Here is a 12,448-nt window from a genome sequence, read left to right on the forward strand (position 1 = left end):
GCTTATTCCCCCGATCGTTCGGGGGTAAGCGGCGGCGGAGCCGGGGCGATGCGTTCGCCCGGCCCGCCGACATGGCGCGGCGTGTTGTTGAGCACGCGGACCAGACGATCACGAATCGTCCGCCGATCCGCGAAGAGATGGTCGATGGCGGTCTTGTCGCATCCCTGCTCCAGGGTCGCGAGCGTCATCGTCTTGATCGTCCGATCGACGACATAGCCTCCGAAGCGCTGATAGGCGCGCGCCAGCACCTTGCCTTCGCGGGTCAGCGGCAGCTTTTCGATGTCGACATCGGCCGGAATGGCGAGCAACGCCCCCATTGGCACCTCCCCCGCATAGCCGTTACGGCCGCCATCGTCGGTGAAACTGGCGGGCCAGACCTTCTGCTTGAACATGGTCGATCCCTTGCGCAGCTGATCGTTGGACAACAACACGGCCAAGGCATGGGGGATATCGCCATTCGCCAGCTCGCGGCAACGGATCAGCCCGCCGGCGAGCGATCCGCCAAAGGCGCGGATGCCCTGCGACTGGCCATCCACCAGCGATATGCCCGATCCGCGCAGGTCGGTGCGGACCAGATAGGTGGCGTGATAGCCATCGCCCCTGGCCTCCCCCAGCCAGACCTCATAGCCATAGCGGTGATCGGGATCGATCAGGATGGCATGCTTGTCGGTCCCGCCCAGGAAACGAATATCGGTGGGCGTTGGCAAGTCGATCCAGCCGTTCAGGATCGGCGGCCCGCCCCGCCACGTCGGCCCCCCCCCCGCCCGCGCGTCATAGGACCAGCGCCGAACCGGGTCCGAGGACTTCGCCATGTATAGCCCGATGGCGTCCTTCCCGATCCAGGGGAAGGAGCCCACCGGGCCGCCCGCATCGTCGGTATGAAGGAGCAGGCTTTCGGGAGAGTCCGGCGCGTCATAGATCGCCCCGCGTCCGATCGGCGTGTTCCAGACGCTCTGCGCCGAAAAGGGCTGTTCGCCGGGATCGCGTTGCCGTTGTGCTGGCAGCGCTGCCCCATAGAGGATGGCCGCCACCCCCAGCGTCAGGTGCGCGGCGCGGCGAAACCATACGGCACCGCGCCCATCGGGCCGACGAGTTGTACGAGTATGGAGCATCGACCTTCCCAATCCGCGCTCGTATCGAAATGCCTTTATACCCTATATCCTCGCCGGTTACGGGGGAGATACGGGCATTATGACAACGACGATATCGGTCGTCATTCCGGCGCGCAATCGCGCCGCCGTGATCGGGCGCGCCATCGCTTGCGCCAACACACAGACCTTTCGGCCGATCGAGATCATCGTGGTCGATGACGGGTCGGACGACGATGGGGCGACCATCGCGGCGGCACAGGCCGCCCGAAGCGAAGCCGTACCGATCCGCATCATCCCGCTCGACAAACGTGCCGGGGCACCCAACGCCCGCAATATCGGCGCGGCGGCGGCGACCGGCGAATGGATCGCGCTGCTCGATTCCGACGATGGCTGGGACGAGACCAAGCTTGCCTCGCTCGTGCCCCTGATGGACGACGATGTCGTCGCGGTGTTCAGCGACACGCTCTATTATGATGGCAACGACGGCGGCAGTCGCCAGTTCGGCCCTCATGTCGAAGACATGACCGGCCTGCTCTACGAAAACACGCTTGGTGGCTGTTCCGCCGCGTTAGTACGGCGCCGCACCTTCCTGGATGTCGGTGGCTTCGACGTGACGCTGCCCAGTTGCCAGGACTGGGACATGTGGCTGAAATTGCTTGATGCGGGCCGAATCGCGCTCTGCCCGGAGCCGCTCACCCATTTTTACTTCGACGGAAACGATCGGATTTCGCGCAATCCCATTTCGGTGAGCAAAGGGCATCGTCAATTGCACGCACGCATCCTGGATCGATACGCACCAGCGGATCGGATCAAGGATATCCGTCGGTTCCAGCGTCTCTACCTGCCGCAGATCCTGACCTATGCGACTGGCTTGCGCGGTCGGGCTATCGTTCCGGCAATCGACAATATGATACGCCCTCATGGGCGCACGACGCGCCGGAAGATGCTGCATCTGTTCGCCACCAGCCTGGGCTTGATCCGCGCCTGATCCTACCCGGCGCGATCAGGCCGGATCGCGTCGCATCGGCCGACGCGCCATGGTCCGGCCGACCCATCCCCCGACCATGCCCAAGCCAGCCCGTCCGGGTTCGGACATGAACTGGATCGGCAGCGCGGCGGCATAGGCGACGATCACCAGAACAACCAGATGCGGGACGGGCGACAGTCCGGCGGGCAGGATGAACTGAACACCGGCCGTCGCCCCTGCCGCGGCCACCGTAACCAGGTGCAATCGCGCGATGTCCGACACCTTCACCGGCGTACCGCGCGCGGCCAGCCAGAACAGGATCGGCGTGCGTAGTGCCTCGCCGAAGAAATAGGCCTTGGCCATGCCGATCGCGCCCCAGGGCAGGCCGATCATGAAGCCGATCACGACGGTTGCCGAGGCGAACAACCCCCAGTGCATCATCAACCGCGAGCGATTGGTCGACATGAACAGCCACGGTGCGGATTCGTTGACCAGCAGCATCGCCGCCGTCGCCGACAACCAGCCGAAAATGGGTCCGGTCGCCTGCCATGCATCGCCCAGCAACAGGCGCACCGCCGCATCCGAACCGACGGAGGCCGCCATGATGGCGGGTATGGCGCCGCTGACGATTCCCTGCATGAACATCAGATAGGCGCGGCGATACCGCTCGGGCTCGCTCCGGGTGCGCGCCAGCACCGGCAGCAGCGTGCGCGACAAAGGTCCGCTGAAATTCTGCAGCGGCGAGAGCATCAGCTTGAACGCACGATCATAAAGCCCAAGCGTCGCCGGACCCCAGACACGCGCCAACAGCACCTTGTCGATGTTGCGCGTCACGAACAGGGCGAAGCCGTAGACCGAGATGCCGCCGCCGAAACGCACCATCGGCGCGATGCTGCCCCATTGGAAGGTGAAGCGCGGGCGCCACCGCTCGATGACCATGAACGAGGCGGTATTGACGAGGGTGGACGCGATCGCCCCGATCAGCAACGCCCAATAGGAGCGGATCAGCAACGCGGCGATGACCGTCGAGACGAACATCGCGATGCTGCTGACGATGTCGATCACGCTTTGGGCGTGGAAACGCATCTGGCGATTGAGCAACGCATTGTAGAGCGGATTGGGCGCCATCGCCAGGATCAGCAAGCCCGAGACGGCGACCAGCACGCCCGCCTGGCTGCTGCCATAGAACATGCCGACCACGGGCCCCGCCGCCACCAACAGCATCGCCAATCCCAGGCACAGGGCGATATTCAGCCAGAACAGCGACGACAGCTGTACGTCGGACACCTCGTCCGACTGGACCACCGCATGATCGAAGCCGATATTCTGGAACAGCATCGCAAATCCGGTGACCGGCGCGGCCATCGCGTAGATGCCATAATCGGACGGTGACAAAATACGCGAGGCGACGATGATGGAACCGACACTCGCCCCCACGCGAAAAAGTTGCGCGATCAATGTCGTAATCGCGCCGCCCATGACCTTGCGACGATAGCCGTCCTGCTTTTGCACGCTCTTCCCCCGGCGGTACCCAAATCCGGTCTAGCCTTGGCCCCAACGCTGCGCCATGGCGCAAAAATGTCAGGATGAGACAATCTGCGACGTCGAAGGGGATCGACAGCGCGTGACATAAGGGGGGCACCACTTGCCGTTGATCGATATCGTGCTGCCTGTCCGCAACGGCGAGGCGTTCATTGCCGACGCGATCGAGTCGATCCGCGCGCAAACTGAGCGCGACTGGCGGCTGCTGGTGTTCAACCATGCCTCGACGGATCGGACGGGCGAGATCGTCGACAGGCTGGCTGCTGTCGATCCACGCATTGCGCATATTCCGTGCGATACGGAGCTCGGCCTGTCCGATGTCCTGAACCTGGGCCTCGATCGATATGATGCGCCGTTCGTCGCGCGCCAGGATGCCGACGACCTCTCGCTTCCCGACCGTCTGGCCCTGCAGCGTCGATTTCTGGAGGCAAACCCGGCGCTCGCGCTGGTCGGGGGGCAATATGAAATCATCGACGCCACGGGCGAGCGATCCTTCGGCATCCGACGTCTGCCACACGATAGCGACCGTCTGCGCGTCGCCTGCCTGTTCAACAACCCAATCGCGCATCCGACCGTGATGATGCGGCGCTCGACGCTTAAGGCGCTCGGCGCCCGCTATGGCAGCGGCTTTCTTCGTGCGCCGGGGGTCGCCAATATCGAAATCAAGAATCTTGCCGAAGATTACTGGCTGTTCGCGCAACTGGCCCTGCAGGGGCTCTGCGCCAATCTGCCCGACACCCTGATCCGCTATCGCCGTCATGACACGAGCGTGGGCGTCACCAAGTTCGAAGCCCAAATGGCGATTTCCGAGGACATCTCCGACCATCTGATGACGGTGGTCGCCACCCTGCATGACGAAAAGCCGCAATCGGTACGCCCATTTTGCAACCACGGCGCCAGGCTTGCCCCGCTCGACGCGAACGGCGTCCTGCCGTCCCAATGGCGTTCCCTGCGTGCCCAATTGCTTCGCATCTTCGGCGACACGCCGGGCGTACGGCGCGAACTGGCGTTTCGCGACGTGCTGGCCAACCGGACGCTGCCGGTCGTGCTGGCCCGCTTTGCCCGTTTCCGCCTGACGAACAGCGTCGATACGGACGAGATGGCGACACTGCGCCATATCCTGTCGCAGCAGAAGAAACGGCTCCTCGGCTGAGGGCCACCGCTAAGGGTGCGGGGTTACCAGAAGCCCGCACCCTTGCCACGCGCCAGCCGGATTTGCGCGGCCATGAAGGCCAGGCCGTCGAAGCCGAGACCGACCACCGCCATCAGCGTCTTGCGCGGGGTATAGGGACCGTTCTTCAGAAAATAGGTGGTGCGGTAAGTCAGGAACGGCCACGGCACCCAGCCGAACCGCGCACGCGGCAGTTCGCGACGCAGCAGCGCGGGCAGCCAGTTCGGATCACGCGCCGCCTGATCGAGTTGCGCGACCAGCGCCTCCTCTCCGTCACGCGCGCGCAGCGGAATGATATGGCCGAAGACAGCAGCGTTGATCGCGCCGCCGACGACGATCCGGATCTGGTGCCGGATCAGCGAACCCAGCCTGCGTTCCGATGCATAAAGGTGCATCACGCCGTCGGGCTGGTCGATGCGGTCATAGCGGATCGGATCGGCGAACCGGCCGGTGATGAGTGCGTGGCGGACGAAACCGTCCTCGACCGGCAGGCCGATGGGCACCCGGAGCCGCCGCGCGACCGCCCCCCGCATCACATAAAGCTGCCCGCAGATCGAACTGCGCGAATTGCCCATGCTGCCACCGCCCGCCGAGATCAGCCGCTCGACGAAGCCGAGCGGGATGGGGTAATAGTCGATATCCTTGACCGGCTGGCTGGATGTCGCATCCACCCCCGGATGCGCGTGCAGAAAGGCGACGAGCCTGGCAAGTACGTCCTGTTGCGGCAGGGCGATATCGGCGTCCATGAAGGCCAGCATATCGACATCGGCGCGGGCAATATCATGGACGAAGCGGTTCCATGTCCGCGACTTGCCGCCCTCGGCCAGATCGAACACCTCGACCATGGCAGGATCGGGAAAGGCCGCAACCGCGTCCCGCGCCGCCGCCGCTGTCTTGTCACGGCAGCCATTGGCCAGCACGACGACCCTCACCGAGTAGCGATCGTCACGCAAGACGCTCTGCCGCGCGAGATCGCGCAGCATCTCCCCGATGCCCGCTGCCTCGTTGTGCGCGAATATGCCGATATCGATCGTGGTCATGATCGTTTGCCTGCCCCCAAGGCCAATCCCCCGCCCCAAGGTGGCCGAGCACCCCCCTATCGCTCGTCACCGGACAAATGAACGGCTTTGTCGCAGTGCAGCGTCAGACTTTGGGACGGTCGCCACGATCATCGCGCCTGTTCCGACGGAGAGCCTCGCGCTAACGGGATGCCGGTGGTCTCGCCCTGCTTTCGGGGGGTCCGGGTGAGATCGGGCGGGGGGACAGGTGCATGACGATATTGGGCAACGGATTGCTGCTCGCCGCGCTTTTGCTGCTGATGCCGGCCGTCCTTCTGTTCGCGGCCGAAATCCTGCTGGGGCTTCGTTGCCCAACGCCACAGGCCCGCGCGGACGCCCCCCCCTTCACCGTCCTGATCCCCGCGCATGACGAGGCGGCGGTCATCACCCCGACGCTGCGCGCCATCGCGGCGCAGTTACGCGCGCAGGACCGGATGATCGTCGTCGCCGACAATTGTTCGGACGCCACCGCCGCGATCGCCGCAGCACAAGGCGCGGAGGTGACCGAACGCCACGATAGCGTCCGGCGGGGCAAGGGTTATGCGCTGGCGCATGGCCTGGCCCATGCCGCGCAATGGGCGAATCCGATCACGATCATCGTCGATGCCGACTGCCTGCTCTCGCCGAACGCCCTGCATCAGCTGGCCGACCGGGCCGCTCGTACCGGGCGTCCGGTCCAGGGTGACTACCGGCTGGAGGCTGCCGCCGACGGATCGCGCGCCAGCCGGTTCAGCGCCTTTGCCATCCGGGTGAAGAATTATGCGCGCCTGCTCGGTGGCTCGCGGCTGGGCATCCCCTGTCTGCTGACCGGCAGCGGCATGGCCTTTCCGACCATTTTGCTGTCGCGCGTCGACCTGGGATCGGGCGAGATTGTCGAGGACCTGCTGCTGGGCGTCGACCTGACGCTTCAGGGTGCCGCCCCGATCTTCTGTCCGGAGGCGCGGATCACCAGCCCGCTGCCCGCCACGCGCGAAGCCGCCGAGACGCAGCGCGCGCGGTGGGAGGGCGGCTATATGTCGATCATGCGCCGCTATGTATTGCGCCTGTTCGGCACCGGCCTGGCACGCAAAGATGCGAAGATCCTGGGGCTGGCGCTCGACCTGGCGATCCCGCCGCTCAGCCTGCTGGTCGCGGGCCAGGGTGCGCTGGTGCTGCTGGCCGCGCTCTGGGCGTTGCTTTCGGGCGAGGTCGCGCCGCTGATGCTAGGCGTCGCCCAGACCGCTTTGCTGGTCGCGGCGGTCGGCATGGCCTGGCTCCGCTATGGCCGCGACCTGCTGAGCCCCGGAGAGGTAGCGCGGCTGCCGCTCAGCGTGCTGGCCAAGCTCGGCTTTTACCGTCGCCTGATGCGCGCGCCGCAACGCGGATGGGTGCGCACCGCGCGCGGTGACGAGATGAAGGGGCGCGAATGATGGCGGACACGACCGACTTCCTGGGTTTCCGGTTCGAACAGGGCTCGCGAGAAGACCTGTTTTCGCGCCTCGTCGCGATGAGCGCCGCGCCTTTCGGCTATGTCGTCACGCCCAATGTGGACTTGGTGAACCGTGCCGCGCGCGATCCCGCGATCCGCGCGCTCTACGACGGTGCCGCCGTGCATCTGTGCGACAGCAAGATCCTGACCGTGATGGCCAAGGCAAAGAAGATCGCGCTCGATTGCTATCCGGGCTCGGACCTCGTCGCCGACCTGCTGGGACGCGGCGGCGCGGGACAGCGGATCGCGGTGGTCGGCCCCGACGCGCAGGACTGGCAGGCACTCGTCGCGCGCTATCCGCAGGTGCCGTTGACCCTGATCCCCTCGCCGCCGATCATGGCGCCGGGTTCGCCCGAGTGGCGGCGCTGCGTCGCCGAGGCGGCGGATGCGCCGTGGGATATCCTGCTCATCTGCCTGGGCTCGCCCAAGCAGGAACGCTTCGCGCAAGCCGTCGGCGCGCTGCGCACCGGGCCGGGCGTCGCCTGGTGCGTCGGCGCCTCGATCGACTTCCTGACCGGCCGCCAGACCCGCGCGCCGCAATGGATCCGCACGCTGCACATGGAGTGGCTGCACCGGCTGGCGAGCAACCCGAAGCGGCTGTGGCGGCGCTATCTGGTCGAGGGACCGCAAATCCTGCGATTGCTCGCCCGGTCCTGAACAAAGCCGGCTTGGGGCGCGAACCTGACGGACATGACGTTCATTGCCGCGTGCGCGATGTTATGTAATGCCTGCGGTAACGGAAACCAGTTCGCCATTGCCTTGCACAGGGAAATCGGTTCGATGACATCACGCTCCCGCCTTCCGCTGGCCGTCCTCGCCGCTTGCCTGACCGCCTCGCCCTTGCTCGCGCAGGAAAGCGACGGGCAGGATCACCCCGAACTTCCGCGCTATCCCAGTGCGGTGATCGACGGATACCGTGCACCGTCGCTCGAGAATGTCGTCATGCCGACCGGCCCGATCGCCACCGAGGACGGGACGATCAACCGGCAGCTGCTGGACGGGCGCGTCACGCATATCGATTATCGCGTCAAACCCGCCACCGCTCCGTTGCAGATCGAACGCTATTATACCGACCAGCTGCGCAAGGCGGGGTACAAAGTCGCCTATTCGTGCATTGGCCCGGCCTGCGGCAATGCGATGGGCGCGCTTATCCTCAATTCCGGCAAGGTCGCGCCCACCGGCCTCGCGGATGGCCTGTTCAACGATCGCATCCGCGTGGTGATCGCCCGGCGCGATAGGAACTGGGTGCTGCTCCACATCGCCGAAGGGCCGGATCGCTCGCAGATTTTCGAGACGGTCGTGGAAAACGCCTCACCGGCCTGACAGACGGGCGCGGATGGGTTCATCCCAGAAGCGCCATGCCGCGCCCGCGAAGACCAGGGTGAAGAGATACAGCGCCACCGCGACCACCGCCGTCTTGCCACCGGACGCGGGGCTGGTCGCCACCCAGTTCATATAGACATACACGAACGGATAATGGGTGATGTAGAGCGGATAGGACAGTCGCCCCGCCGCCTTGCATAGGCGCATCGTAGCGGCGCTGCCCGCCGAATGCCGCCCGGCGACAAGGATCAGCGGGAACAGGATCAGCACACAGACCGCCTGATAGATGCCGTTCCACTTCACGCCGCCGACCTCGCGCCATACCGGCGCGGCGAACAGCAGCAGCAGGATCAGGCTGAGCGGCAGGAACCCCAGTCGGACGCGCGGCAAGCGATCGCCCAGCCGATACAGGATCAGCCCGGCCAGAAACGGATAGGCCAACCGCACGGGCGCGCCCCAGACATTGTGCAGCCCCCAGCCCGTATCATAGGACCCCAGCGTCAGCGCCGTCGCCGCCGACGCCAGCGCCGCCAGGCCCGCCAACGCGATCAACGCCCGCAGTCCCAAGCGACGCAACACCAGCGCATAGGCCAGATTGGCGATATATTCCTGCAACAGCGTCCAGGCGGGCGCATTGAGCGGATGACTGTCCCCCAGCCGGTTGGGTAGAGGCGCGGAGGGCAGCGCCAGAAGCGCCGCGACAAAGGCCAGCCCGACCAGCCAAGCGGGCGCATCCTGCCGATCCCCGGCGAAGGGATCGCCCAGATAGCTCGCCAATCCCAATATCGCGCCCAGTACCACCAGCGGATGCAGCCGAACGAGACGCCGCGCCAGGAACCCCCGCACACTCATCCGTCCCCAGCGATCGTCATAGGCATAGCCGACGACGAAACCCGACAGCGCGAAGAAGAAATCCACGGCTAGATAGGCATGGGGCAGGAGAAGCCGGTTCGCCTCGAACAGGACGGTGATGCCCTGAATATGGAACGCGACCACCAGCATGGCGGCCGTGCCGCGCAGGCCGTCCAGCACCTCGAAATGCGGCTTGCCCCGATGCGTGGTGTCGGGCGTCGTCGTCATGCGAGCGGGCGGGCCGGATTGCCCACCACCGTCTGCCCCGCGGCCACGTCACGCGTCACCACGCTGCCAGCGCCGATGATCGCATCGTCGCCGATCGTCACCCCCGGCAGGATCAGCGCCCCGCCGCCGATCCAGACATTGGCGCCGATGCGGATCGGTCGCCCATACTCCCAGCCTTGCGCCCGGAGCGCGGCGTCACGCGGATGGTCGGCAGTCAGGATCTGCACGCCCGGCCCGATCTGCGTCCATGCGCCGATCTCGACCCGCGCCACGTCCAGGATCACACAACCGAAGTTGAGGAACACCCGCTCGCCCAGCGCGATGTTATAGCCATAGTCGCAGTGGAAGGGCGGCCGGACCACCGCCCCCGCCCCCACCTGCCCCAGCCCTTCGGCCAGCAGCGCATGGCGATCGGCCGCCTCCCAGGCCAGGGAGTTGTTGTAGCGCTCCATCCACGCCGCCGCGCGGGCGGCATCGGCGGCTAGTTCGGGATCATCGGCGGTGTACAACTCGCCCGCCAGCATCTTCTGCTTCTGACTGGTCATGCTCAGCTCAGATCATGCAGGTCTTTGCCGAGCGGCGGGGTGATGCGCAGATCGGAGAAGCGCACCTCCAGCCCCTCTCGTTCGGGCGTGCAGGCCATCGGGCCGACGCGGTAGCTGGCCGCGACCGGAAACGGCGCCAGCCGGACCAGCGGCCAGTGCTGGCCATCCGCCGAAACCTGCAGGCGCAACACACCCTTGGCCACGGTCGCGCGCATCCAGAAGTCGGCGGCATCGCCCTCATAAGGACCCGTCGCCCAGTCCGAGCGTCCGTCGGTCAGCACGCTGCTGAGCATCGCGCGGCCGTCGGACAACTCGATCCCCGCCTTGACCCAGCGCCGTTCATCGATCCGGACCATGATCCCCGCCTGATCGTACAGCTTGTCGTAGCGGCCGCGGATGCGCAGCTGCGCGGTAAAGGCGTCGCCGGTGGGGAAGCCCAGAAAATGGCCGCTGTCGCGGGTGAAGCCATAATGGGTCTCACGCCAGAAATCGGTGCCGCGATCGGTGGTCATCACCAGATCGCCATTCGCCTCGGCCCGCCAGACCCTGGGCGCGTTCAGCCACACGCCGTCCTTTCGCCCCAGCACCGCCGTCCCGGCCGGAGCACCCGCCGCCGCCGCCATCTGCGGCACGGTCAATGCGACCGCGCTGCCCAGGATCGCGCGACGCGACATTTGTGGTTCATCCATGGTTCTTCTTTCCCGTTTCGCGCTACGGCAGACCGTTATCCTGCCCCGCCTCGACAGTATGTGTACATTTGTACATATTCGATGCAACGGAGTTTTTGCATGGCCGACCGATCCGCGAGACAAAACGACCCGGAGCGTCGGCAACGCATCATCGCCGCCGCGCTGGAGGTGATCGCCGAACACGGCGTACCCGCCACCACCCATCGCCGGATCGCGGCGGTGGCGGGCGTGCCGCTGGGCTCGGTCACCTACTATTTCGCCTCGCTGGAGGCGTTGCTGACCGATGCCTTCACGCAACTGGCGGAGGAGTCGTCCCACGCCTTCGCCGCGCGCATGGCGCAGGCGCGGACGGGCGAGGAAGCGTGCGAGGCGATCATCGACATCATCGCAGGCTCGGTCTGGGCCGCGCCGCGCACCCTGCTCCTTAGTTACGAACTCTATGCCTTTGCCGCCCGGCACCCGTCGGTATCGGCCGTTATGCAGGGCTGGATGAACAACAGCCGCGCCGCGCTGGAGCGGTTCTTCGATCCGCTGACCGCCCGCGCGCTCGATGCTTTGGTCGAGGGGATCGGCATCCACAACTCGATCGACCCTGCCCCGCTCGACCGGAATGCGATCAGTGACATCGTACATCGGATCACCGGCGGCGCGGGGTGAACGAAAGCCGGTGGCGATCATTGTGCGGAGGATCATTTCACCCGACCCGGAGACACATCGATGAAGACCAGCGGCAACACGATCCTGATGACGGGCGGCGGCAGCGGTATCGGCGAAGCGCTGGCGCACCGCTTCCATGATCGCGGTGACACGGTCATCATCGCCGGGCGTCGGCGTGAGGCGCTGGAAAAGGCGGCGGAAGGGCGCGAGCGCATTCATGTCGTCACGCTCGACGTCGAGGATGCGGCGGCGGTCGACGCCTTCGCCAAACAGGTCGTCGCCGACTTCCCCGCGCTGAACGTGCTGTTCAACAATGCGGGCATCATGAAGTTCGAGGATCTGACCGGCCACCGCGACCTGGCCGATGCCGAGGCGACGCTGACCACCAATATCCTGGGTCCGATCCGGCTGACCAATGCGCTGATCGATCATCTGATCCAGCAGCCCGACGCCGCGATCGTCAACGTGACCTCGGGCCTCGCCTTCGTGCCGCTGGTCGCTGCCCCGACCTATTCGGCGACCAAGGCGGCGATCCATTCCTATACCGTGTCGCTGCGCACCCAGCTGGAGGGCAAGGTCGAGGTGATCGAGCTGGCCCCGCCGGGCGTGCAGACCGACCTGACGCCGGGCCAGGCGCATCGGCCGGGCTATGTCCCGCTCGAGGAATTTGCCGATGCGGTCGCCGCGCAGTTTGCGCAAACGCCGACGCCGTCGGAAGTGCTGGTCGATCAGGTTCGCCCCTTCCGCATGGCCGAGCGCGAGGGCAAGTTCGACGAGACGCTCAAGAACCTGACCAAGCGTGCCGCCGAGCAGCGCGCGGCGGGCGACCGTATCCAGGCGGGTAACTGACGGCAGGG

13 protein-coding genes are annotated in these 12,448 nt (G+C 66.0%); 7 read left to right on the forward strand and 6 right to left on the reverse strand.

Annotated features, from left to right (window positions below; genetic code table 11):
• Positions 1-2: 2 nt before the first annotated feature.
• Positions 3-1,112 carry a hypothetical protein gene (locus AC1GI4_RS06315; RefSeq protein ID WP_479628970.1) on the reverse strand — a complete coding sequence of 370 codons (1,110 nt, stop codon included), beginning with the start codon at positions 1,110-1,112 and terminating at the stop codon, positions 3-5.
• Between the two features lie 79 nt (positions 1,113-1,191).
• Between AC1GI4_RS06315 and AC1GI4_RS06320 the strand changes: the two genes are divergently transcribed.
• On the forward strand, positions 1,192-2,079 hold the full coding sequence (locus tag AC1GI4_RS06320) for a glycosyltransferase family 2 protein (protein ID WP_479628971.1): 888 nt from the start codon (positions 1,192-1,194) through the stop codon (positions 2,077-2,079).
• Between the two features lie 15 nt (positions 2,080-2,094).
• On the opposite strand, the gene AC1GI4_RS06325 is transcribed toward AC1GI4_RS06320, so the two are convergent.
• Positions 2,095-3,570, reverse strand: a complete 1,476-nt coding sequence (locus AC1GI4_RS06325; protein WP_479628972.1) for a lipopolysaccharide biosynthesis protein — start codon at positions 3,568-3,570, stop codon at positions 2,095-2,097.
• 133 nt (positions 3,571-3,703) lie between these two features.
• Here AC1GI4_RS06325 and AC1GI4_RS06330 point away from each other — a divergent pair, with 133 nt between their 5' ends.
• Positions 3,704-4,753 carry a glycosyltransferase family 2 protein gene (locus AC1GI4_RS06330; protein WP_294274646.1) on the forward strand — a complete coding sequence of 350 codons (1,050 nt, stop codon included), beginning with the start codon at positions 3,704-3,706 and terminating at the stop codon, positions 4,751-4,753.
• Positions 4,754-4,776: 23 nt separating this feature from the next.
• On the opposite strand, the gene AC1GI4_RS06335 is transcribed toward AC1GI4_RS06330, so the two are convergent.
• On the reverse strand, positions 4,777-5,811 hold the full coding sequence (locus tag AC1GI4_RS06335; protein WP_479628973.1) for a glycosyltransferase family 2 protein: 1,035 nt from the start codon (positions 5,809-5,811) through the stop codon (positions 4,777-4,779).
• A gap of 230 nt (positions 5,812-6,041) precedes the next feature.
• On the opposite strand from AC1GI4_RS06335, the gene AC1GI4_RS06340 reads away from it, so the two are divergent.
• The 3 genes from AC1GI4_RS06340 (at position 6,042) to AC1GI4_RS06350 (ending at position 8,620) form a co-directional block, all read left to right on the forward strand.
• A complete protein-coding gene (locus AC1GI4_RS06340) occupies positions 6,042-7,238 on the forward strand; it encodes a glycosyltransferase family 2 protein (protein ID WP_479628974.1) in 1,197 nt (398 codons plus the stop codon).
• Positions 7,235-7,954 carry a WecB/TagA/CpsF family glycosyltransferase gene (locus AC1GI4_RS06345; protein WP_479628975.1) on the forward strand — a complete coding sequence of 240 codons (720 nt, stop codon included), beginning with the start codon at positions 7,235-7,237 and terminating at the stop codon, positions 7,952-7,954. The genes AC1GI4_RS06340 and AC1GI4_RS06345 overlap by 4 nt, the downstream gene beginning before the upstream one ends.
• A 123-nt stretch (positions 7,955-8,077) precedes the next feature.
• On the forward strand, positions 8,078-8,620 hold the full coding sequence (locus AC1GI4_RS06350; RefSeq protein ID WP_479628976.1) for a hypothetical protein: 543 nt from the start codon (positions 8,078-8,080) through the stop codon (positions 8,618-8,620).
• On the opposite strand, the gene AC1GI4_RS06355 is transcribed toward AC1GI4_RS06350, so the two are convergent.
• From AC1GI4_RS06355 to AC1GI4_RS06365, 3 genes are read right to left on the reverse strand one after another with little or no spacing between them, the layout of a single operon-like run.
• Positions 8,609-9,700 (reverse strand): acyltransferase family protein, encoded by a 1,092-nt coding sequence (locus AC1GI4_RS06355; RefSeq protein WP_294274636.1) that lies wholly within the window; start codon positions 9,698-9,700, stop codon positions 8,609-8,611. The genes AC1GI4_RS06350 and AC1GI4_RS06355 overlap by 12 nt on opposite strands.
• A complete protein-coding gene (locus AC1GI4_RS06360; RefSeq protein WP_294274635.1) occupies positions 9,697-10,245 on the reverse strand; it encodes a sugar O-acetyltransferase in 549 nt (182 codons plus the stop codon). Before AC1GI4_RS06360 ends, AC1GI4_RS06355 begins: the two co-directional genes overlap by 4 nt.
• Before the next feature lie 2 nt (positions 10,246-10,247).
• Complete coding sequence (locus tag AC1GI4_RS06365) at positions 10,248-10,919, reverse strand: DUF1349 domain-containing protein (RefSeq protein WP_479628977.1); 672 nt, start codon at positions 10,917-10,919, stop codon at positions 10,248-10,250.
• Between the two features lie 114 nt (positions 10,920-11,033).
• On the opposite strand from AC1GI4_RS06365, the gene AC1GI4_RS06370 reads away from it, so the two are divergent.
• Together AC1GI4_RS06370 and AC1GI4_RS06375 are read left to right on the forward strand one after the other, a co-directional pair.
• A complete protein-coding gene (locus AC1GI4_RS06370) occupies positions 11,034-11,591 on the forward strand; it encodes a TetR/AcrR family transcriptional regulator (RefSeq protein ID WP_294274630.1) in 558 nt (185 codons plus the stop codon).
• 60 nt (positions 11,592-11,651) lie between these two features.
• Positions 11,652-12,440: an SDR family oxidoreductase gene (locus tag AC1GI4_RS06375; protein WP_294274629.1), complete on the forward strand. Its 789-nt coding sequence runs from the start codon at positions 11,652-11,654 to the stop codon at positions 12,438-12,440.
• Positions 12,441-12,448 lie beyond the last annotated feature (8 nt).

The sequence above is a fragment of the Sphingomonas sp. 77B genome (assembly GCF_056497825.1).